General features: G+C 50.8%; 17 protein-coding genes. 7 read left to right on the top strand and 10 right to left on the bottom strand.

All coding sequences use genetic code 11. The features are described from left to right. Positions 1 to 5: 5 nt before the first annotated feature. From SE18_RS09005 to pabB, 5 genes are all read right to left on the bottom strand, one after another. A complete protein-coding gene (locus SE18_RS09005) occupies positions 6 to 902 on the bottom strand; it encodes a nucleotidyltransferase domain-containing protein (protein ID WP_054534113.1) in 897 nt (298 codons plus the stop codon). Further along, on the bottom strand, positions 892 to 2,289 hold the full coding sequence (locus tag SE18_RS09000) for a 3' terminal RNA ribose 2'-O-methyltransferase Hen1 (RefSeq protein ID WP_054534112.1): 1,398 nt from the start codon (positions 2,287 to 2,289) through the stop codon (positions 892 to 894). The genes SE18_RS09005 and SE18_RS09000 overlap by 11 nt, the downstream gene beginning before the upstream one ends. Positions 2,290 to 2,521: 232 nt before the next feature. Then, positions 2,522 to 3,538, bottom strand: a complete 1,017-nt coding sequence (locus SE18_RS08995; RefSeq protein ID WP_054534111.1) for a terpene synthase family protein — start codon at positions 3,536 to 3,538, stop codon at positions 2,522 to 2,524. A 70-nt stretch (positions 3,539 to 3,608) separates the two neighbouring features. Continuing rightward, positions 3,609 to 3,908, bottom strand: coding sequence for a hypothetical protein (locus SE18_RS08990; RefSeq protein WP_054534110.1), 300 nt, complete (start codon positions 3,906 to 3,908; stop codon positions 3,609 to 3,611). A 295-nt stretch (positions 3,909 to 4,203) separates the two neighbouring features. Next, on the bottom strand, positions 4,204 to 5,955 hold the full coding sequence (gene pabB, locus SE18_RS08985; RefSeq protein ID WP_201783482.1) for an aminodeoxychorismate synthase component I: 1,752 nt from the start codon (positions 5,953 to 5,955) through the stop codon (positions 4,204 to 4,206). A 99-nt stretch (positions 5,956 to 6,054) separates the two neighbouring features. Between pabB and trpC the strand changes: the two genes are divergently transcribed. The 3 genes from trpC to SE18_RS08965 all read left to right on the top strand — a co-directional run bounded on the left by trpC (position 6,055) and on the right by SE18_RS08965 (position 9,555). Next, on the top strand, positions 6,055 to 6,873 hold the full coding sequence (gene trpC / locus SE18_RS08980) for an indole-3-glycerol phosphate synthase TrpC (RefSeq protein WP_054534108.1): 819 nt from the start codon (positions 6,055 to 6,057) through the stop codon (positions 6,871 to 6,873). A gap of 229 nt (positions 6,874 to 7,102) precedes the next feature. After that, positions 7,103 to 8,782, top strand: a complete 1,680-nt coding sequence (ettA, locus tag SE18_RS08975; protein ID WP_083469794.1) for an energy-dependent translational throttle protein EttA — start codon at positions 7,103 to 7,105, stop codon at positions 8,780 to 8,782. A gap of 305 nt (positions 8,783 to 9,087) precedes the next feature. Then, positions 9,088 to 9,555: a hypothetical protein gene (locus SE18_RS08965; protein ID WP_054534106.1), complete on the top strand. Its 468-nt coding sequence runs from the start codon at positions 9,088 to 9,090 to the stop codon at positions 9,553 to 9,555. Between the two features lie 52 nt (positions 9,556 to 9,607). Here the strand turns inward: SE18_RS08965 and SE18_RS08960 are convergent, their stop codons facing one another. From SE18_RS08960 to SE18_RS08950, 3 genes are all read right to left on the bottom strand, one after another. After that, positions 9,608 to 10,672, bottom strand: a complete 1,065-nt coding sequence (locus SE18_RS08960) for a saccharopine dehydrogenase family protein (protein ID WP_054534105.1) — start codon at positions 10,670 to 10,672, stop codon at positions 9,608 to 9,610. Positions 10,673 to 10,737: 65 nt separating this feature from the next. Beyond that, positions 10,738 to 11,034 carry an ArsR/SmtB family transcription factor gene (locus SE18_RS08955; RefSeq protein WP_054534104.1) on the bottom strand — a complete coding sequence of 99 codons (297 nt, stop codon included), beginning with the start codon at positions 11,032 to 11,034 and terminating at the stop codon, positions 10,738 to 10,740. A gap of 282 nt (positions 11,035 to 11,316) precedes the next feature. After that, positions 11,317 to 12,078: a DUF2249 domain-containing protein gene (locus SE18_RS08950; RefSeq protein WP_054534103.1), complete on the bottom strand. Its 762-nt coding sequence runs from the start codon at positions 12,076 to 12,078 to the stop codon at positions 11,317 to 11,319. A 270-nt stretch (positions 12,079 to 12,348) separates the two neighbouring features. Here SE18_RS08950 and lon point away from each other — a divergent pair, with 270 nt between their 5' ends. From lon to mutL, 4 genes are all read left to right on the top strand, one after another. Beyond that, complete coding sequence (lon, locus tag SE18_RS08945; RefSeq protein WP_054534102.1) at positions 12,349 to 14,796, top strand: endopeptidase La; 2,448 nt, start codon at positions 12,349 to 12,351, stop codon at positions 14,794 to 14,796. A 66-nt stretch (positions 14,797 to 14,862) separates the two neighbouring features. After that, positions 14,863 to 15,360, top strand: a complete 498-nt coding sequence (locus SE18_RS08940; protein ID WP_152976591.1) for a response regulator — start codon at positions 14,863 to 14,865, stop codon at positions 15,358 to 15,360. A gap of 12 nt (positions 15,361 to 15,372) precedes the next feature. Then, positions 15,373 to 16,566 carry a class I SAM-dependent rRNA methyltransferase gene (locus SE18_RS08935; RefSeq protein ID WP_152976590.1) on the top strand — a complete coding sequence of 398 codons (1,194 nt, stop codon included), beginning with the start codon at positions 15,373 to 15,375 and terminating at the stop codon, positions 16,564 to 16,566. A gap of 404 nt (positions 16,567 to 16,970) precedes the next feature. After that, positions 16,971 to 18,872 carry a DNA mismatch repair endonuclease MutL gene (gene mutL, locus SE18_RS08930; protein ID WP_054534100.1) on the top strand — a complete coding sequence of 634 codons (1,902 nt, stop codon included), beginning with the start codon at positions 16,971 to 16,973 and terminating at the stop codon, positions 18,870 to 18,872. A 291-nt stretch (positions 18,873 to 19,163) separates the two neighbouring features. Here mutL and SE18_RS08925 read toward each other — a convergent pair whose 3' ends face one another. Both SE18_RS08925 and SE18_RS08920 read right to left on the bottom strand, forming a co-directional pair. Next, on the bottom strand, positions 19,164 to 20,261 hold the full coding sequence (locus SE18_RS08925; protein ID WP_054534099.1) for a hypothetical protein: 1,098 nt from the start codon (positions 20,259 to 20,261) through the stop codon (positions 19,164 to 19,166). Positions 20,262 to 20,512: 251 nt separating this feature from the next. Further along, a complete protein-coding gene (locus tag SE18_RS08920) occupies positions 20,513 to 21,598 on the bottom strand; it encodes a hypothetical protein (protein ID WP_054534098.1) in 1,086 nt (361 codons plus the stop codon). Positions 21,599 to 22,307: the final 709 nt, after the last annotated feature.

Here is a 22,307-nt window from a genome sequence, read left to right as displayed (position 1 = left end):
TCTCCTTAGGCCACTTGAGCGCGGCGCACAGCTAAGAGCCAAGCATTTGCCGCCGCGAGATCGGGCAAAATTGGCAATTTGGTGGTGGCATAGGCTTGTTCAAACTCAGCATGCAGGGCGATCCGCCAGCGGTTAATCGCTTCCCATTGCATTTCGCCAGCGCGAATCGCCATAAGTTGCTCGCGATATTCAACATGGTGCAAGCGTAATTCGCCATGGCGCAAGCCATGAATCCCACTGAGCAACAGTCGAATTAGATGCATCACATGTTTCCAGCGCAGGCTGCCGTTGGTGCGCAAATCGCGTTCGAGCAGGCGAAATTGGGCCAGCACATAGCTATTGTGGCTTTGATAAATGCGGCTGGTCAGCAGGCGATGGCGTATTGCCCGTAGCTCCAACGCCAATGGCGAGGCATGCTCAACCAAATCGCTATACAAACATTCCAAGGCACTTGGATTGGCCCGCAACAGCAAATTCAAGAATTTTTGCACTTCCCAATAATGCTCCTGGGTTTCGCTCAATTCATATTGCTCAGGAATGCCAGCCAGCCCCCAATGCACCTCTGCTGGCGGCACAAAAAAGCCGCGCCAATCTGTATCCGATTCGGGCGTATCGAGGCCATAGGCTCGCGAGCCAATCACGCAGCGATAGTGAATCCAGTCGCGCTGTTCGGCCAAATTTGATTGCTCCAAGGCCACGAGTGGGTCGTTGAATTGTTTACGCAAGCCAAAATCTTGGCGGGTTAATTGCAAGAGCGTGCCATCGACACAACGCACCGTGTAGCGCTCGCTATGCTCGCAAGGCGTTGCAACTACTTGGGCTACGCTATGCTTGGTTTGGTTTTCGATTGAGCGCAACAAAACCACATGGGTTCCGAGCGCCAAATGAAGTTTAGCTTGCATCTTCAAACACCCCCAATTGCGAAGGCGCGCCATGGTTAGCATCTTCTGGGCCTAATGGCTCGATTGTCACGCGATAGTTGTAGCTTGCGGCAACGCGCTCGGCCCAAGCGGCAAACTCGGCTCGCGTCCACTCAAAACGATGGTCGCTGTGGCGCAACTGATCAGTCGGCAAGCTCGGAAACAATTGGTTGTACTCACGGTTTGGGGTTGTTACTAGCACCAATTTCGGGTGCGCAAAGCCAAACACTGTTTGCTCGAAGGAAGCCAAATGGCCAAGCTCAAGGTGCTCCAGCACTTCGACAATCGCCGCCGCGTCGAAGCCCTTTAATCGTTGATCACGATAGAGCAACGAGCCGTGTAATAAGCTGAGGCGTTGGCGTTGATGCGCAGGCAAGCGTTCAGCTCGTTGCTGCAAAATCGCCAACGAGCGTGTGCTCAACTCCATGCCAACCACCGTACTAAATTGCGCATCTTTGAGCAACTCACGCAGGAGTTTGCCCTCGCCACAGCCCAAATCCAAGATCCGTTGGGCGCCTGCTGCCTTCAAACGCTGCACAATCACGGTGTGGCGCTGGGTATGTAGACTTGGTTGGCGAACTTCGGGCGTTGCTGTTTCATCATCAACAGCTTCAGTTTGCTCAACCGTTTCTGGCGCGGTCGCTTGCAACAGCTGCTCAAGCGCAGTGTTGGCAAGGCTTTTTTGATAGCACAAATAGCGCATTGTAATTAATTCACATTCAGGGTGTTGCGCCAACCAACCATCACCTTTGCGTAACAATTTGCTCACCTCATCTTGGCCAATCCAATAGTGCTTGCTATTATCCAACACAGGGATGAGCACATATATGTGCGTGAGCAATTGTTTTACCGTGAGATTGGCACTTAATTTAAGGGATAGATACGCATGGTGGCTCGCAGTTTGGCTGGGATCAAGCTCAATTGGCGTTGCTTCTACGCTATATCCCAATGGTTCAAACAACCGTTGCACCAAGCCCAAACCAGCTTTGGCCCGCACTGCTACAACTGGCAGCTCAACGGTTAACGGCATACGTTGCTCGACCAATTCTGGCCGTTTGTTACAAACTCCAGCAATTGCGCTCGAAAACACCGCGCCCAACGCAACGCTCAGCAACGACGATGCCACATACGGGCGATCGTTTACATATTGGCTGAGCATACCTTGGCCGCCAGGATTGCCACGCACCAAGGCCACCGGATCAACCTCAAGCAGCAAGGCCACGCGACAATATTCAGGGCTGGCTGCTGGATAAAAAACATGGGCTGTGCCAAATGGCAATTCAAATTGCTGCACCCGATCAGGATGCTTATGTAAAATAAAACCCAAATCGGTGGCGGGCGTGTGGGTTGTAGATAACGTCATCACCATACGAAGCTCCCTCTAAATTCAGCTCGGCGGTATGGCTATTTAACCACAAAAAACCCGCTTGCAATCCATCGCAAGAGGGAAACCGAGCTTCATCATTCGACTGAGCGCTAGAATTGACAGCCACTGCACGCTGGACATGCCCAACAATTCTAGCAGCTTAAAAAGAAAAGAACTGTATATCTCACAACACAGTTCCTTCATCCAACACACTACTTCAACAACCAATCAAGTGCTACGCACAATATTGCGAGCCATGCAAGCCTTCGGTTGAGGTTTGATAGCGCGAGGTCATGGTTGACCAATCGTGATTGGCCCGCATCCAGGTTGCCAAGCCATCGACAAAACGATAGAGCGTTGGCGAGCAAATTTCCGGTGCCAGCTTATCAAGCATCATTCGCTCGCGGGTAAATTGATTAATCGTATCGTTATGCAAACGAGCAACGTAATTTAATGCTTCGCCAATCGGCAATTGATGTTGGGCGTGAATCAAATAGACCAAATTCTGCCAATCGCCAGCTAATAATTCTTTGCGCAACGAAATAATATCATTCGAGTAGAACACCACCCGATTGACATACTCGCACAAACGCCGCACCATTGGATGCAACCGCACTTGAGGATGCAAAAATTCGTTATTGCCGAATTCAATCAAGGCTAAGCACAAATACGTGCCACTCGTATACAAACGTTGCATAGCATAGGTTTTTTGGGTTGGAATATAGCCCTGAGCACGGTTGTTGGCTTCCCATTGCACCGCAGCAAACGATTTGCGCAACGAATCGAAGAAGAAATGTTGCCATGCTTCTGGCGAACCCTGCACCAAGCGGTTGGTCACATCGCCCATAGCTTGAACAATGGGCAAATCGTGACGTTTGGCTGGCGAACCTTTGAGCACTTTCATCAAGCGTTGCAAGAGGATCGCCATGGCGCTGGCATCGTGATCGCGGCCAAAACGATCGAGTTGATCATCAAGCAGAAAGAGGCTGGTGCTCCAATCGGCAATGGTTGGCATACGCTCGGCCAAGGCATTGGGATAGGCGCGGGCCATCAACGTGCCATAGCCACGTTGGTTGAATGAGATCCGAGTTTCCAAATCGTCAAGCAAGCCAAAGCTATCAGCCCAAGCTTGGGTTGAGGCTTGAATCGCAAGCGCATCGGGATGAATAGCTGCCGGAAATGGACAATAGAGCACAGGAAGATCGCGGGGCATAAGCGTCGCTAAGTAATGCAATGTAGTACGGGTTGGCATTGAGTCAATCTCCTAAATGCTTGACAAACCTAACTCTGTGTTGGTTGCTTCTCAAGCAAATAATTCATCTCTACTTTTCAGGCAGCACTCGCCAATTGGCCCGAGCAACAGGGTTGCCTGCGCATGCCAATTGATCGTTGAATGCTTGCTGATTTGCCATACGCCAATTGTTTCGTTGAGTTTGCATAGCTTGTGCATTAAGCCGCGTCTTGGGGGCTGTTTGACTCAATACAATCAGTTTCGGAGCTACGATAGTTGTGGTTTGCCAAACTGGATCGAGCGAATCCAGTTCAGCAACCGACGCTTCCAGCTTGGGAATTGGCACTGGAACCGTTCTCGCTGACGGTTGTAGGTGTGTTGTGGTTGGCATAACATACCTCATCTACACGTTCTACCCGGACGACCATCTGTGCTTTCTCAGGGCAACACATGGCGATTAAGCTAATTACCTGAGTACTACCTTAATCTATCCAACAAGCCTATGTCTATCACCCAAAGCGCATTCTTTAGTCCTCTCTTTGATCACCGCTAAAGGTGAATCAGTTAATAGCTAGTTAGCTATGCAAATGCGCGCGTATATCATAATTATATGAATATAAAGTGGTATAACATCGGGCGTTATACCACTTTTTGCTATACCTTTAGTCCTAGTACCGCTAGCGGTATTAGCAAGAATTGGTAACGTCTGTAGTATTCAGCTCAACTAAGACCCAACCTCGGATACTGTTAATCAGCCAAATTCGGCTTGCCGCTTGCAGATCGGCTAGGACTAAAGTACGCTCGTGGATAGCGTGTTGTTGCAACAATTCGGCGCGATATGTGCCAGCTAATAATCCTGCGCTAACTGGGGGAGTCCAACGCTGGCCATTAAGCTCAAGCACAACATTGCCTCTGGTAAATTCGGTCAACTGACCATGCTCATTCCAGAGCAAGACATCAAAATAGGTGGGGGAGAGTTGGGTGAATTCTTCATACACCCTACGGTTAGTTGTTTTGTGGTAGAGAAAGCGATGGTGCGAGTTAACCGCTGTGGGAGCCAGAATCACCTTTTGGCCATCGGCGGTCGGCGTTACTGGCGTGCTGGCAATTGCGATCTCACCCGCAGGGGTGAGGTTCAAACGCACCCGTAAAGGCGTTGGGCAAGCTTGGCTATGCTGGTTGAGCGCAGCAATCAGCGCCGTTCGATCATACGCAAAGCCAAAATAGGCCGCCGAAGCCTGCAAGCGCTGCAAGTGCTGCTCCAACAACCAGTAGGCTTGACCATCCCAGCGCAAGGTTTCGATTAAGTCGAATTCGGGCCAGCGCTCGGTCAATAATTGGGCTTTAAGCTGAGCCTCTGCATATTCGTCATCAGCCTGCGAATCCCAGGTTATGCCGCCGCCAACGCCATATTCTGCCTGCTGCTGGCGCTGATCGATCCAAACGGTGCGAATTGCCACATTAAAGGTTGTGCTGCCATCAGGCCGGAGCATGCCAAGCGCGCCACAATAGACCGCCCGCGGCTCAGCCTCAAGCTGGCGAATTAATTCCATCGTTTTGACTTTAGGCGCGCCAGTAATCGAGCCACACGGAAACAGCGCTTGCAGAATATCGAGCAAACTGGTGTTGGGCTTGGTTTTGGCGGCAACCGTCGAGGTCAGTTGCCACAGCGTGCGATAGCGCTCTAGCTCAAACAAACGGGGTACGCCAACGCTGCCAATCGCAGCAACCCGCCCCAAATCGTTGCGCAACAGATCAACAATCATCAGATTTTCGGCCCGATTTTTCTCCGAGGTCTGTAATTGACGGGCCAAGCGTTCATCCTCTTCGAGCCAACGTCCACGTGGCGCAGTGCCTTTCATTGGCTTGGTGGTCAGCCGCTGCTCGCGCCAATCGAAAAAGAGTTCAGGCGAAGCAGAAAGAATTTGATACTCGCCGAGATCGAGGTAGGCACAATAATTGGCCGCTTGGGCAGCCCGTAAATCGTGGTAGAACGCCAATGGATCGCCGCTGAAATCGGCACGCAAGCGCAAAGTATAGTTAACTTGGTAGGTTTCACCGCGCGCAATCGCCGCATGAATTGCGCTAATTGCCTGTCGATATTGCTCAAGGCCCATGCTTGGTTGCCACGCCGAGATTTGATAGTGTTGAGTTGTTGGCTCCACAACCTGCGGTGCCGCAAAAGCTGCAAACCAGACCAACGGCAAGCTCGCCGGAGCATGGCAAGCCAAAGCAGGATCAAACGCCGCTGCCGCCTCGTAGCTCAAATAACCAATCACATACGCCCCAGTTTGGGCCGCAGCCTGCGCAGCTTGAATCGTCGGAAGCACTTCGGCGCTGGTTGTCGCCCGATAGACCGCCAATGGTTGGCGAAACTCCAACGCTTGGGGTTGACCAGTCGCATCGGCAAAATCAAAACGCCCATAGATCGCACTCACGAATTGTTGCCTCCCAACAATAAAGCCAATTGGCATAGCACTAAACCATATGCTACTCTAGCGCCATGCACTGCTGTTTCTAGCCCACGAGGTTTCCCAATGAATGCGACAATTTTAGATCAGATTTTTGCCCATAAACGCACCGAGGTCGAACGCCAAAAATTGAAGGTTCCCCAAGCCAAGCTTGACCAGCAATTGGGAACCTCGCCAGCCCCACGTAGTTTGCGCCAAGCATTGCGTCAACCAGATCGAATTAGTTTGATCGCCGAAGTCAAAAAGGCCAGTCCATCCAAAGGGGTCTTTTTGGAGCATTTCAACCCTACCGAGCTTGCAGAAACCTATGCACGCAACGGGGCGGCAGCCATTTCGGTGTTAACTGATGTGCGGTTTTTTCAAGGCAGCCTGATCTATTTGCGCACCATTCATGAACATCTCGACAAATTAGGCTATGCTACGCCGTTGTTGCGCAAAGATTTCATCTACGATCCCTACCAAATTTACGAAGCACGGGTCTATGGCGCTGATGCAATTTTGTTAATCGTCGGCATGCTCGATGATCAAACGTTGCAGGAGTTGTATGCATTGACCTATGGATTGGGTATGGAAGCCTTGGTCGAAGTGCATACTGAAGCTGAAATGGCCCGTGCCCAAGCGCTGCAAGCTCAAATTATTGGCATCAACAACCGCGACTTGCATAGTTTTAGCGTCGATATTGCCACAACCCAGCGAGTTGGCGCCAGCTTGCCAGCCATCGGCGACCCACAACGGCCTGTGTTGGTGGCCGAAAGCGGCATTCATGGCCCTGACGTGCTGCCAACCCTGCGCGCATGGGGCGTTGATGCAATTCTCGTCGGCGAATCGATTGTGCTCGCCCCCGATCATGCCGCCCACGTCCGCGCCTTGAGCCAAACCGAGTAAAGAGCATAGAACATAGAGCATAGAACATAAGGGATGGAGTAATTGGCAATAACCATTACGTTTAATAGGAGAGTTCGTGTAATTCGTGTAATTTGTGGCTCAAAAAACTTCATGGATCAAACCCCTCTCCTTAAATCCTAATGTTCTATGTTCTTTGCTCTATGTTCTACTCCCCCCAAATTCAAGTACAATAAGGCCGAATGAAATCTGGTCTAGATGTGAGGTGTTTGTGGATAACAAAGTTATCTACTCGATGGTTCGGGTGAGCAAAATTCATCCGCCCAATAAGCAAGTATTGAAGGATATTTCATTATCCTATTTTTTGGGCGCAAAAATTGGCGTGCTTGGGACAAACGGTTCCGGTAAATCAAGCCTATTGCGCATTTTGGCGGGCGTTGACCAAGAGTTTCAAGGCGAAACGGTGCTCGCGCCAGGCTATACCATTGGCTACCTTGAGCAAGAACCACAATTAGCCGCAGGCAAAACTGTGCGCCAAATCGTTGAAGAAGCGGTTAAACCAGTCGTCGATGCGCTACGTGAATACGACGAAATTAACGCCAAATTCGGCGAATCAATGAGCGACGACGAAATGGATGCGCTGATCCAACGCCAAGGCGAAGTTCAAGATAAACTTGATCAAATGAATGCCTGGGATTTGGATAGCCGCCTCGATTTCGCCATGGATGCATTGCGCTGCCCACCATCAGATACACCAGTCGAGGTGCTTTCTGGGGGTGAACGTCGTCGGGTTGCGCTCTGTCGCTTGTTGCTCGAAGAACCGAGCATTTTGCTGCTCGACGAACCAACCAACCACCTCGATGCTGAATCGGTGGCTTGGCTCGAAAAGCACTTGCAAGAATACCCCGGCACGGTTATCGCCGTAACCCACGACCGCCACTTCTTAAATAATGTGGCTGGCTGGATTTTGGAACTGGATCGTGGCCAAGGGATTCCATGGAAGGGCAATTATTCATCGTGGCTTGAGCAAAAGCAAAATCGCCTTGCCAACGAAGAAAAAGCCGAATCACAACGCCAAAAAACCCTCCAACGCGAGTTGGATTGGATTAATATGGCGCCCAAAGCCCGCCAAACCAAGAGCAAAGCGCGGATTAACGCTTACGAGCAATTGCTTAGCCAAAATACTGAAAAAGCCCAAGGCGAATTGGAAATTTTCATTCCACCAGGGCCACGGTTGGGCGATATTGTGATTCGCGCCAACGATGTGAGCAAATCATTTGGCGACAAGTTACTTTATGACAACCTGACCCTCGATTTACCTGCGGGCGGGATTGTGGGCATTATTGGGCCAAACGGCGCTGGTAAAACCACCTTGTTCCGTATGATCACCAGCCAAGAACAGCCAGATAGTGGGGTGTTTGAGGTTGGCTCAACCGTCAAGTTGGCGTATGTCGACCAAAGCCGCGAAACGCTCGACCCAGAAAAAACCGTGTGGGAAGAAATTTCCGAGGGCGCTGAACAAATTCAGTTAGGGCCACGCACGGTCAATTCGCGCGCCTATGTCGCCCGTTTCAACTTCTCTGGTTCAGACCAACAAAAGAAGGTCGGTAGCCTCTCAGGCGGCGAGCGCAACCGCGTCCATTTAGCCAAAATGCTCAAATCGGGCGCCAACGTCATCCTGCTCGACGAACCAACCAACGACTTAGACGTGCATACCTTGCGCGCCTTGGAAGAAGCCTTGGAAAATTTCGGCGGCTGTGCAGTGATCATTTCCCACGATCGCTGGTTCCTCGATCGGGTTGCCACCCACATGCTGGCCTTTGAAGGCGACAGCCAAGTGGTTTGGTATCCAGGCACCTACAGCGAATATGAGGCCGACCGCCGCAAACGCTTAGGCAGCGCCGCCGATCATCCCCATCGCATCACCTATCGCAAGCTGCGCCGCGATTAATTTCGCGCATAGCTTACATTCCACAGCACCTTCTCTGCCCCGTGCGAGCGGGTGCTGTGGGTTAATGGGCTATTGACAAGCCAAATTGGCTTTGCTATGCTCCTCGTCGAGATTAAGAGTCGCTCCATGCCAACCAACCACCAAGCCTCATCATTCTGCCTGCACTTAATTTCAGCACGCTTCAGTCGATCAACATGCTCAACAAGCGTGGTGTTTATTCCTAGATCCATAACCCTATGATTTAGTATGTTGTACAGAAAATAGTTGACTGCCAAGCAACATTTACGCTTAAGTGCGAGGTTTTTATGCTCTTCTATCTCTTTCTACTCGGAATAGGATTAATTGGCTGGATCAGCTTGTGTTATGGCTATGCATTTTTCAAAACAACGATTCGCTGGTTTTTGCTGCATAGTTTACGTTGGCTAAGCATTGGCCAATATTTTGGGCTATTTTGCTATTTGATTCAGCGCGGAGCATTACCGCTACCCTTTCCTGAATTAATCATTGTTGGCATAATTGGGTTAATCATAGGCCGAAAATATGTGCCCATGCTGCGCAATGCCTACACCGAAGGGCCATATCGAACCAGTGATCTGTTGCGGTTGCGCGTGCACACGCATGCCCAAACTGCCGAACACGGGCTTTTTGTGCCATTTAATAACGCGGTTGATCTTGGCTCGCAACCCACATTACGCAACGGCTTAATCGTGCATGCTGCAATCGTTATGATTAATTTTCTGATTCTGTATGGTGCCTTCGCGATGGCACAATAAATCTAAGCAAAGAAGCAGCGCCTTGCTATTTCGCAAGCCGCTGCTTCTTCAATTAATTCAATTCCACCCCAAGCTGCTGCATGCGCTGCAAGGCATAGGCCAACTTTGGCGCAGTTTCAGGAAAGTAGATGCCTGCATCCAAAGCGGGACTGCCATCCAACCCTAACATCGTTTCAAGCTGAATCACCGCGCCCACAGCGGTCAAATGGGTTTGGCCTTGCGGATCAACAATTGTTTTGGTCAGTTGCTGTGGGTTGCCAGCAGCATCGCGCCCGCTAATCTGCCACACCAATTCATGGGCCGCACCCTTGCCTGGATTATAGAGCAACGCATGCCGCAAGCGATCAAAGCGCCGATGCATCAACAATTTCCACACGCCCGAGCGGGCCAAGCTCAACAACAACCCCATCGTCAAACGATCATCAAAGGTGATCCGCGCTGAAACACTTGCAGCGCTGGTGCTTTGCGGCAACGTCCATTGATCGGGCGTATCAAAGCGATAGGTTTTAGCACGGTAGCCATTGGGAAAGGTAACGGTTTGTGGCTCTGTATAGGGATAAACCTCACGCTGCTGATACTTTTCAGTGATCGTAAACGGCGTCGTAAGATGCTGCATATATTCAATCGAATTTGGCCCAGCTTTATCTTTAAGCGAAAACAGCACATGCAAATCAAGCTGTTCGGTGTGGGCTAATTGCTGCGTTGCTGCAACCGCCACCACACTTGCCAAGCCCGCCATCCAATGCGAGGCAAAGACCAACGGAGCCTTGAGCGCAGCCCGATCAAGCCCATTCAAGGTATGTTGTAAGCGTGATGTCCAGCGCGTAATATCGACCAGCGGAATCCCCCGCGCCACGGCTTCCTGCAACACATAATCATGCGGATCGTTAACTGCATTGATGATCGCGCGTGGTTGCAAGCCGGCCAACGGCTTCGGTTTGAGCACATCAACTGCCGCTACGCTGGTGTGTGCACCCAACTCTGCCAGCAAGGCTTGGGCTTGATCGGGATTGCGACCCGCCAAAATCAAAGGCAAATCGCTATGGCTCTGGCGTAAGATTTGGGCAATTTGCGAACCAACCACCCCGTAGCCACCTAAAATCACAATTGCTTGCATTGAGTTGCTCCCTAAAATAACATATCGTCATTTCGGAATATAACGATATGTTGAATAAAAAAATATTATTCGTAAGTACAGGTTTTTAAGTAGGTTAATAATTCCTCTGCATAGGCCACCATTTGTTGGTTATCAGCTTGATAGATGACCTCTTTACCTTGGCGGGTTGACGTCAACAAGCCTGCGCGTTTGAGCATGGTCAAGTGTTCTGAAGCGGTCGATTGACCAATCTGGGCCAGTTCGGCAATTTCGCCAACCGTCAGTTGCTGGTGGCTGGCAAACAAAAACAAGATCGTTTGGCGGGTTTCGTTGCCCAAAGCCCGCAAAAAAGCCTGAATTTCATGGGGTAGCGCCGATGTCATAACCAACCTTCATTTCGGTAATATCCGATATGATAACCCAGCTTTGGCCAAATGTAAAGCCCTAGATTGCGACGCTGCGAACCACACCATGGCAGGTTCATCAAATGCTGTCTGTCTGCCACACATTGCTCTTGAGCGGGCGCAGGGGGATTAAAGCCCCTGCGTTGCCCGCCTTGAGGCGGGACGGAAGGGTGGTGACAACCAATTGCATAAATGATGGTGACCAATTCAATTATTCATTAAAAACCCTTTTGAGGATGTAGAGTTGCGATAATGATCTATTCAATTAACCGAAATCAAAGGCCGACTAATTGTGGTGATATAGCCATAATCGATTGCGCGACTGGTGCTATAGATAAACCCCCGTTCGTCGAGCATTGGGAACAAGTAGGTTGGCTGGAGATCGGTCAAACTCAACAATTGTTGACCTGGCTCCAAGTTGCTCAAGGCTGCCAAGATATTGACTAAGGGCAACGGCGTTTTAAGGCCACGATTATCGATCACTGTGTATTGCTTCTGCTCAGGGCGGGCAGCAAACCATTGCTCTTCGCCAGGGAGTTTGCGATACAGATAACAATCCCAATGGGCTTGATTCGGGCGTTGCCAACTAACAAAGCCCTGATGCTCTAAGCTGGCGCAAAGCTGAGTGAGATCAAACGCATTAACCAGCAATAAGACTGTGCCTGCTGGAACAGTTTTGGCGCTGCGCAAAATCAATTGCACAGGGTCATCAACTTCATTGCTCATCTGATCAACGTAGATTGTTTGATAAATTGGGCGTTCTTGCAGCCAAGCAGGGGGTTCAATTGGGGGCGTAACTGGTTGTTTGGTCACATTTAAAGCTTGATTAACCGCCATCAGCAACTGATCAACGTCTACGTGCAGCATTTGGGCTAGCTGGCTCAAGGTCAGCCAGCGGCTTAACATCCGCCGCAAATGGGGATTCGAAAGCCGAGCCAGCCTTGGCACATTCAACATCAGCCAATCTTCTAGCTCTGGATAACGCCCCAGTAATTCTCCAACTCGCATTGTTGCACTAATCATCGCAGCCTCCCCCAGACCTTCAGAGCCTGTTGCCGTTGCTTGGCCATAGCATCCTCCTTTGTGGTGCTTCAAGTTTAATCAGCCAAGCTCAAGCGCTAAAGTGCGATTTTGCTTACCAAATGGAACAATTTCTTCACGCAGCCCAGCTAGGTTGGTCTGGATGGGCGCGCAGCGGGCCAGCAACCGTTCATCGCAAGAAGGCTGTGCTATAATGCCCCGTATGTTTCTGCAAGCAACTCAATCTGGACTTGAGACAAAAGGTGATAACCCATGGCAGATGATGGACAGTTGGTGGATGATGTGAAGGTAGCAGCCAGGGTTGAATTACCTGTGCTCCCGCTGATTAATACCGTGCTTTTCCCGACAATGGTCACCCCGCTCTTTGTAGCCCGTGATCTATCGATGGCCGCAATTGAAGCAGCAATGAGCGCTGATCGGCGGATTGTTGCCGTAGCCCAGCGTGCAATTGAAATCGAGGAGCACGATACCAGCCAACTGTATCAGGTCGGGGTCATCGCCCATATCGAACGGGTGCTGAAATTGCCCGATGGCACAACCTCGGTTTTGGTTCAAGGCCAACAGCGGGTGCAAATTGTCGATTGGCTAGCAACCGAACCCTATATCAACGCCGAAGTGCAGATTATCGAACCCGACCAAGAATCAAGTTTGGCGGTCGAAGCCATGATGCGTGGCGTGTTGGCCTCGTATGAAAAAGTGGTTAAACTCAGCCGCACCATGCCCGATGATGCCTATGTTGCCGCACTTAATCTTGAGGATGGCAGCGCCCTCGCCGACCTCATCGCCTCAACCTTGCCACTTGATATTGGCCGCCGCCAGCAATTGCTCGAACTGTTTGAGGTCGAGGAACGCTTGCGCCGCTTGAGCGTTGTGCTTTCGCAAGAGCTTGATGTGCTTGAACTAGAGCATCACATTCAAAATCAAGTCCAAAAAGAAGTCGATAAATCGCAACGCGATTTCTTCCTGCGCGAACAACTCAAGGCGATCCAAACTGAGTTAGGCCAAGAAGATCCGCTGACTCGCGAATTGAACGAATTGCATGATCGGATTGTGGCCGCTGATCTGCCTGCCAAAGCCCAAGCCAAAGCCCTCGAAGAGCTTGGCCGCTTGGAGATGATGCCGCCAGCAGCGCCCGAATATAGCGTTATTCGAACCTATTTGGATTGGCTGTTGGATCTGCCTTGGTCGAAAACCAGCGCCGATGTTAACGACCTTCAGGTTGCAGCCCAAGTGCTCGATAACAACCACTATGGCTTGAAAAAAGTTAAAGAGCGAATTTTAGAATTTATTGCGGTGCGTATGCTTGCTGGCGATAGCACCAAATCGCCAATTTTGTGCTTTGTTGGCCCACCAGGCGTTGGCAAAACCAGCCTTGGCCGTTCAGTTGCCGAAGCTTTAGGCCGCGAGTTTGTGCGGCTTTCGCTTGGCGGCGTGCACGACGAGGCCGAAATTCGCGGCCATCGCCGCACCTATATTGGGGCAATGCCAGGCCGCATTATCCAAACCATGAAAGATGCTGGCACAATCAATCCTGTCTTTATGCTCGATGAGATCGACAAGCTGGGCAACGATTTTCGTGGCGATCCAGCGGCGGCCTTGTTAGAGGTGCTTGATCCTGAGCAAAACAATACATTTGCCGATCATTACCTTGATTTGCCGTATGATCTTTCGAAGATTATGTTTATTACCACCGCCAACATGCTTGACCCGATCGACGAGCCATTGCTTGATCGGATGGAGATTGTTGAGCTGCCTGGCTATATTGAAGAAGAAAAAGTCCAAATTGCGCGCAAATTCTTGATTCCCAAGCAAATTGAAGCGAATGGCTTGAAGCAACATCCCATCAGCATTAGCGATGAAGCGTTGCGCCAAATCATTCGCACCTATACCTGGGAAGCAGGCGTGCGCAACCTTGAGCGCGAGATTGGCGGCATCTGTCGCAAAATCGCCCGCCGCGTGGCCGAGAAAAAGCGCTATCCACGGCGAATCACGCCAACCATGCTTAGTGATTTTCTTGGTCAGCCACCGTTCGACTATAGCCGTGCCAACGACCGCGATGAAATTGGGGTCGCAACGGGCATGGTTTGGTCGAGCAATGGTGGCGATGTGGTCGCCATCGAAACGGCTATCGTCGATGGCAAAGGCACAACAACCTTAACCGGCCAGCTTGGCGATGTGATGCAGGAATCGGCGCAAGCAGCGCTTTCGTATGCGCGGGCATCCTCGCGCCGCTTGGGGATTGATGGCAAGCGCTTCGAAAAAATCGATATTCATATTCACGTCCCAGAAGGCGGTGTGCCCAAGGATGGGCCATCGGCTGGCATTACCTTAGCCTGTTCGGTTATTTCGGCCTTGACCCATCGGCCATTGCGCCGCGATGTGGCCATGACTGGCGAAATTACCTTGCGCGGGCGGGTGCTACCAATCGGCGGCTTGCGCGACAAAATCTTGGGCGCATTTCGGGCGGGCATCACAACCATGCTGATTCCCAAAAAGAATCTGCGTGATCTTGAAGAAGTGCCAAATAACGTGCGCCGCCAAATAACCGTGATTGCAGTTGAACATATGGATGAAGTTTTACCAATTGCCTTTGTCACGAATCCGCTTGAGCGCGGCAGCCAACACACCAGCGACGGAGATCAACCTAGTTTAGTGCTGCCAACGATCACCCAACCGCAGCTTGGCTCAATCGAATTGTGATTTATTGCGCAATTTGGTAAGCTTAGAAGTAAAGTCACCCTCGTAAGCTAGGACTAAAGTCCTCCATTGAATCATTACGACGCGGCAGTCTTGGTAGTGACCACGGTTGCGACCAACGATTGCCAGTTGAATGAAGTAAGCGTGACCTTTGCGAGGTTTTATATCGATCTACATTACGGGGGTTTGCAAATTATGCACCATATAGTAGTTGTTGATGATACACCAGCCCTTGCCGACCTTGTTATGCGCATGTTGACCCGCTATGGCTATAGCGTGCGCACCCTGAATGGCGGGCTGCAATTAATTGAATATATGCGCCAACATCGCCCAGCGCTTGTACTACTCGATGTAGGACTTCCAGTTAAAGATGGCTGGACGCTGATTCGCGAAATTCGCATGCAGCCTGATTTGGCGCATATTCCAGTGATTGCGATCACAGCCCATGCAGCCGAGGAAGATCGCCAACGCGCCTTTAGTGCTGGCTATACCAACTACATTTCCAAGCCGTTTGATGTTCAAGATTTATTGCAAATGGTGCGTGGTTACGTGCCATCTGCAGTCTAAGAGGAGTCGTGTGTGGCCGCCCGTTCAATGCCAACTATCAATTTGCCAACGCAGCTCAAGGCCCATTTGCAGGCAGGCCATCCATGGGTTTATCGCGACCATGTGCCGCCTAGTACTCGCTTAGCGAGCGGCACATGGGTTCGACTGCATTGTGGCAATTGGCAAGGCTTTGGTTTGTGGGATGCGCGCTCGCCGATTGCGCTGCGCATCTTCTCAAGTCGCATGCAACCAGATGCCAACTGGATCAAAACCATGGTTCAGCAGGCATGGCAAGCCCGCGAACCATTGCGCCAAACTGCCACCACCGCCTATCGCTTGCTGTTTGGCGAAGGCGATGGCATGCCAGGCATCACCATCGATCTCTATAACCAATACGCGGTGATTGCAACCTACGCAGATTGTGTCGAGGTTTTGATTGCTGATGTGGTCAAGGCCTTGCAAGCAAGCGTGCCACAACTGCGTGGTGTGGTGCGCCGCCGCCGCGACGATAGCGAAAACGACGATGAAACTGGCAAAATTGAGCTGTTGTGGGGCGAATTACCGCCAGCCAACTTGGTGGTGCAAGAGCATGGCCTCAAGTTGATTGCCAATCTGTTTGAGGGCCAGAAAACTGGCTTATTTCTCGATCATCGTGAAAACCGCCACACGATCGAGCAATGGAGCAAAGGCAAAACGGTGCTCAATTGTTTCTCCTACACCGGAGCATTTTCGTTATATGCAGCCCGAGGCGGTGCCAGCGCAACCACCAGCGTTGATATTGCGCCAGCAGCGGCCCGCGATGCAGAGCAGAATTTTGTGCTCAACGATTTGATGGGCGAGCACCATACGTTCTTAGCCCGCGATTGCTTTGATTTTCTGCATCGCACAATTCAGCGCGGCGAAACCTACGATTTGGTGATTCTCGATCCACCATCGTTTGCCCGTTCAAAGAAGAACATTCATGCCGCGACCCGTGCTTATGTCAAACTCAACGCCTTGGCGATTCAGTGTGTGGCAACTGGAGGGCTTTTGGCTTCGGCCAGCTGCACCAGCCAATTATCGCCTGCTAATTTTCGCTTGATGCTTGGCGAGGCGGCGGCCCAAACCGACCAACAACTGCGAATTATTCATGAAGCTGGCCAAGCGCTTGATCATCCGGTGCCTGCGCATTTCAACGAGGGACGCTACCTCAAATTTGTGCTCGCCCGCGTCGCTGAGCGCATGTAAATGTTTGCCACCCTTCCGTCCCGCCAGCGGGAAACGCAGGGGGTTTTCAGCCCCCTGCACCCCCAAATGTTTATGTTGTGGATTGTTTAATTGCTTCTAAACCCCAATTGCGTTAGTGTGCCTTCGTGAATCAATGCTAACGCAGAGGTGCAGAGGGATAACGCTATTGGCTATTGGCTTTGGGCTGGCAACAACCTAATCCTAAACATCTGTGTCAATCTGTGGCTAAAAATAATTATCCTTCGTGATCTTCGTGGTTTCGTTTCGCTGACCCCTGATCCCTCATCCCTAAATCCTGACCCCTCATTCCTATCCCCAACTCCAAACTAGCTCATTTATGCTAAAAAGCCCAAATTATGCTACAATGGCAGGGTAAAAATGTGCATCTACGAGGAGCCAGAGCAATGCCAATTCGTGTTTTAGACCCAACTTTAGCTGCCCAAATCGCCGCTGGCGAGGTGGTGGAACGCCCTGCTTCGGTGGTCAAAGAATTAATTGAAAATTCGGTTGATGCTGGCGCTACCGAGATTCGGGTCGAAGCACGCGAGGGCGGCAAACGCGAGTTGCGCATCCAAGATAATGGCTCTGGGATTCCGAGTGACGAGGTTGAAACGGCATTTTTGCGCCATGCAACCAGCAAAGTTACCGAAATTGAGGATTTATTCTCGATTCGCACGCTTGGCTTTCGCGGCGAGGCCTTGCCCTCAATCGCCTCGGTGGCCCAAGTAACTTGCCTCACGCGCACCGCTGCTGACGAGGTTGGCACAGAATTACGAATTGCTGGCGGCGAGATTCAGGCTAAAACTCCCCGTGGCTGCTCGGTTGGCACAACCTTCACGATTCGCAATTTGTTTTATAACACCCCAGCGCGGCTCAAATTTATGCGCTCTGATGCCACCGAAATGAGCCAGATTAGCACCATCGTAACCCAATATGCCTTGGCCTACCCCAATATTCGCTGGACATTGTTGCTTGATGGCAAGCTTGCGCTACAAACGCCAGGCAATGGCCGCTTGCTCGATGCTTTAATCGAATTGTATGGGATTGACGTTGGCCGCGAGATGATTAGCGTTGATCGCACCTCGGAAGCAGAAGATGAAACAGTGCGGGTGCATGGCTTTGTTAGTCAGCCCTCAACCTTCCGCGCCGCTCGCTCCTACATGCATTTATTCGTCAATCAACGCTGGATTAAGCCCCAAGGCAACTTGGTTTATATGATCGAGGAGGCCTATCATACCTTATTGATGAAAGGCCGCCACCCAATTGTGGCCCTGAATATTGAGCTTGAGCCAGAAGCGGTTGATGTGAATGTGCATCCAACCAAAAGCGAGGTCAAGTTCCGCAATCAATCGCATGTCTATGGCGCGTTGACCAAGGCAGTGCGCGAAGCCTTAGCAGCGCAAAGCACCATTCGCGCTTGGACTGGCTTTGGGGCTAATGAAAGTGTCAATCGACGGGTTGAATTGCGCTCGCCAAATGGTGAACGGCGTGGTGCCAGCAACGATGCGCCCTTGTTTGATGATGCACCAATCGCGCCGCGCCCGCAGGTCAATACGTATCCAGATGATGATTTTGATTCGACCGTAGCCTTGCCGCCAAGCGCCAGCCAAGCGCGCTTTGACACGCCTCCAACCAGCCAAAACCAGCCAAGCGCCTTTTTGCCAGCCCAACAACAAGCCTTCGATCCGACGTATGCTCCAAGCATGCCCGCTCCAGGCGAAGCCAAATTGCCAATGCTACGGGTGGTTGGCCAAGTAAACGAAACCTACATCGTCGCTGAAAGCAGCGATGGCATGTACTTGGTCGATCAACATGCTGCCCACGAACGAGTGGTTTATGAGCGATTGATGGCTGAGCACCAAGATGTGCCGATTGAGCGCCAAACCCTGATGCTAGCCCAGCCAATTGAATTGCCACCAGCAGTAACCCGCTTGCTAAGCGCGCATTTGGCCGATTTGGAGCAATGGGGCTTTGAAGCAGAGGAATTTGGCGAAGGCACCTTGATGTTGCGGGCGGTGCCAAGTAATCTGCATGTTGGTCAAATTGCAACTGCATTAATGGAAATAGCCGATCATCTAAGCTACGAAGGTGGTGCTACTAGCGACGATCGACGCGAAAAAATGTTGACCACAATCGCTTGCCATAGCTCAATTCGGGCAGGCAAAACCCTGACCCATGAAGAAATGCGTCAGCTGCTGCAACAACTAGAACGCTGCGAAATGCCACGCACCTGCCCCCATGGCCGCCCAACTATGCTTCAAATTACCCAAGGCCAAATCGAACGCCAATTTGGGCGTAAAGGCTAACCAAAGAGCATAGAACATATACCGGGATTGGGTATCGGTTGCTGGGGGTTGGGGATCTGGGGCTAGTTGTCAGGGGTCAGGCAATTGGATAGAACTTCAGAAGTCAAATTTCGAAAGGCAAAAATGGGCAAATTTAACGCAGCGGCGCAGAGCACAGGAGGGTTCAGGGATTAGGGGCCAGGAATTAGGTAACGGAATCGCGAAGGACACGAAGAACGCCAAGGATAGATTCGTTGAATGTCTGAATAGGGTACAAATCCATATCTTCGTGCCCTTCGTGTCCTTCGTGGATCAACGCTCCTGATCCGTACTCGCTTCACTATTCCTTGCATAGGGTGGAATGGCAATTAAGCTGAGGCAAAAGCCCAAAATCGCTACTTCAAAAACCATACCAGTCCACATATGGGTAATCCAATTGAGGCCGCTACTCGCCATGATTATCAGATAGTAGCCAAGAAAGAAGCCAGCAGGCAGCAAACTACACAGCAGCCGAACGCGCAATGGGCGTTGTTGATTGATTTTGAAGCCATGCATGGCGAGATCAGCAAGCAAGCCCACGCTTGCAGCCCAAATCACGACTGGCCAATAGGCTTGCGAACTTTTATTGTGCACAAACCAAATCAAGCCGGTGCTGCCACCAATTAACAGAGTCATCGCGCCAAATGGCAAGGGCCAGAAGCGTAGCGAGAGCAGCAAAACCCCAATCAATACCAGCGTCGTGATGATGCCTGTGCTAATCCCGCGCAGGTCGATATTCGACATGGTTGCTTCAATATATGGCTCTGAGAGAAATGGCGCATTGACAATTGGGCTAGCATATTGGGTAAAAAAGCTCACAGCCGCCATCAGAAAAAACAGCGACATCACCATTGAGCCTAAATCACGCCAGCCCTGCAAGCGCGCTCCAGCTTGAGTTTGAATCCACGCGGTGCGTAATGGTGCAGTACCAAACAACATCGCCCCGCTGATAATCATCAAGTGGGGTGGGCTAAATAAAGCATCGAGGCGCAATTCAAAGCCAAACCATTCGTGCCACAGCAAATCAAGCGGGGCAGCAAACGAAAACAGCAGAATGCCCAACAAGGCAGGGAAATAGCCGCGAGGCAAAGCTTTAGTCAGGGGATAGTGGCGGTACATATTGCGGAGCTGCACGGTGCCAATGACACAGGTAATACCTAAAAAGCCTGAATAGAGCACTGCATGCCACGGCGAGAAAAATGTATCAATTCGTTGCTCGGCATGCGCCAAACCATCAATAAAAAGCCCAATGATCAACCAAATGCTAAAGAAAATACACAACGCATCGAGCCGCTTGCTGAATGCTGGATAGCCTACAGGCGCAGGATTCAGCCGTGCTGCGGTAGTTTTGGTTGGGCCGACCGTTGCCATGCTTGGCCTCCTTGCGTGGAATAGATCTATGGCGATAAAGAGCAAGTAGGATGGAGTGCTAAGCAAGAATAGCTCGACCGCCTTGTCATAAGTACGCCCATAGTAGCATAGATTCAAGCGACGACGATAGCCAAAAGGTAAATACTTAGCACACCAAAAGGTGCTATGCAGCCTAGTTTCCCTACACTTCTTAAAAACCAATCGCACCTCATTGGCCATGAGGTGCGATTGCAAGCGGCGAAACTGGAATTTTAGCGTGCTTTATCGAGCTTTTCGTAGGGTGGAGCCACCAAGAAACTCAACATCAAGCCAACAATTGCTACTTCAAAAACCATCCCTGTCCACATATGGGTGATCCAGGTCAGGCCAGGACCAGCCATAATAATCAGGTAGTAGCCCAAAAAGAAGCCAGCAGGCAACAAGCTACACAGCAAGCGAATACCCAAACGGTTGTGGCGATCGATCTTCCAATAGTGCATGGCGCAATCAGCAGCCAAACCAATGACCACTGCCCAGACCAAAACCGGCCAATAATCCATGACTCTTGATGCGCGCATAACCCAAAGCATAAACATACTACCGCCGACCAAGAGCGTAATTGAGCCAAATGGCAAGGGCCAGAAGCGTAGCGAAAGCAACAAAATACTAATCAAGACAAAGGTGCTGATATGGGCTGAAGCAATCCCCCACAGGTCAGTCCGATACATCTCAATTTCAACGCTATAAGGTGCCGAAAGCCATCTGGGTGAAGCCAAGGGATGGGCATATTGGGTCATAAAGGCGGTTGTAACCATAAAGAAAAACAGCGACAAGACCATCGGCGCTAGTCCACCGCGCCAACCAACCAGTTTCTCGCCTTGTTGCAAGCGAATCCACGCTGTGCGCAAAGGAGCGGTTCCAAACAGCATTGCGCCCGTAATTAGCATCAAGTGCGGCGGACTAAGCAAGGCATCAAGCCGCAGCTCAAAGCCAAAAACGTCGTGCCAAATAAAATCGAGCGGCGCGGCAATCGCAAACAAAATAATGCCAACCAAGGCCAGCAAGTAGCCGCGGGGCAAGGCCCGCCAAATGCTGTAGCCTTTGTACATATTGCGGAGCTGCAACCCGCCAATCCATAACGCTACTGCCAAAAAGCCAGAGTAGAGAATAAGATGCCAAGGCGTAAAGAAGGTATCAACTGCATTCCGAGCATGGGCTGCACCATCAGCGAACAAACCAACCAACCACCATGCAGCAAAAACCATTGACATGAAATCAAAGGTGATACTCGATGGTGGATACTCATCTGGGCGTGGCAAACTCGAAACATTCCGATCAATTCGTCCAATTGAGGCCATGGGAACCCCCTATTCTGATGTTGCTGGACAGGTAGAGATGCACTGGTTGGTAGCCTTTCCACAAGCGTGGGGGAAATGCCGTTCTGATCGATGCGAGGACGTTGCTCAAACGTGGAGTAGCCCTATTATGCCATAAAATCATAGTCTAGTGGTAGGGTATCAAGGGCAAAGAACAGAGAACAAATTGGGAATTGGTTTTGATCCACGAAGGGCACGAAGCAACACGAAGAGCCGAAACCGCGAAGATCACGAAGATCACCAATCGAAAAAGAGGAAAAGAAACAGCAGAACAGTCCACGAAGAAACATTAGGGGGTGCTGGGGGATGAAAACCCCCGGCGTTTCCCTCCAGCGGAGGGACGGAAGGGAGGAGAAATACTGTTGAGGGATCAGTTGTTATGGATCAGGGATCATTGCTAAGAAACCACGAAGAACCAAAACCACGAATGATGCGAAGAACACGAATGATGATTATTTTTGGCCACGAAGGACACGAAGGGCCACGAAGCGCCGAAACCGCGAAGATCGCGAAGGACACGAAGATGGGGCTATGGGCTTTTGGCTGTTGACTTACCTTTTGACTTTTCATTCCTCATCCTTTTATTTTAGCCACAGATTGGCACAGATTTTTAGGATTATGATCGTGCCAGCCCAAAGCCTCTAGCCAAAAGCCATCATTTCTCTGCGCCTCTGCGTTAAACTATTAATCC

Origin of the sequence: Herpetosiphon geysericola, from assembly GCF_001306135.1 — a bacterium.
GTDB lineage: Bacteria > Chloroflexota > Chloroflexia > Chloroflexales > Herpetosiphonaceae > Herpetosiphon > Herpetosiphon geysericola.
The sequence above is the reverse complement of the archived record's forward strand: the minus strand, read 5'-3'. Positions and strand labels throughout refer to the sequence as shown.

What these genes read in the sequence shown, in the direction of transcription:
- SE18_RS08955 (WP_054534104.1), bottom strand. Translation starts at nt 11,034, where the DNA reads ATGACATCGGCGCTACCCCATGAAATTCAGGCTTTTTTGCGGGCTTTG.
- SE18_RS08950 (WP_054534103.1), bottom strand. Translation starts at nt 12,078, where the DNA reads ATGATTAGTGCAACAATGCGAGTTGGAGAATTACTGGGGCGTTATCCA.
- SE18_RS08990 (WP_054534110.1), bottom strand. Translation starts at nt 3,908, where the DNA reads ATGCCAACCACAACACACCTACAACCGTCAGCGAGAACGGTTCCAGTG.
- mutL (WP_054534100.1), top strand. Translation starts at nt 16,971, where the DNA reads ATGCCAATTCGTGTTTTAGACCCAACTTTAGCTGCCCAAATCGCCGCT.
- SE18_RS08925 (WP_054534099.1), bottom strand. Translation starts at nt 20,261, where the DNA reads ATGGCAACGGTCGGCCCAACCAAAACTACCGCAGCACGGCTGAATCCT.
- trpC (WP_054534108.1), top strand. Translation starts at nt 6,055, where the DNA reads ATGAATGCGACAATTTTAGATCAGATTTTTGCCCATAAACGCACCGAG.
- lon (WP_054534102.1), top strand. Translation starts at nt 12,349, where the DNA reads ATGGCAGATGATGGACAGTTGGTGGATGATGTGAAGGTAGCAGCCAGG.
- SE18_RS08965 (WP_054534106.1), top strand. Translation starts at nt 9,088, where the DNA reads ATGCTCTTCTATCTCTTTCTACTCGGAATAGGATTAATTGGCTGGATC.
- SE18_RS09000 (WP_054534112.1), bottom strand. Translation starts at nt 2,289, where the DNA reads ATGGTGATGACGTTATCTACAACCCACACGCCCGCCACCGATTTGGGT.
- SE18_RS08995 (WP_054534111.1), bottom strand. Translation starts at nt 3,538, where the DNA reads ATGCCAACCCGTACTACATTGCATTACTTAGCGACGCTTATGCCCCGC.
- SE18_RS08960 (WP_054534105.1), bottom strand. Translation starts at nt 10,672, where the DNA reads ATGCAAGCAATTGTGATTTTAGGTGGCTACGGGGTGGTTGGTTCGCAA.
- SE18_RS08920 (WP_054534098.1), bottom strand. Translation starts at nt 21,598, where the DNA reads ATGGCCTCAATTGGACGAATTGATCGGAATGTTTCGAGTTTGCCACGC.
- SE18_RS09005 (WP_054534113.1), bottom strand. Translation starts at nt 902, where the DNA reads ATGCAAGCTAAACTTCATTTGGCGCTCGGAACCCATGTGGTTTTGTTG.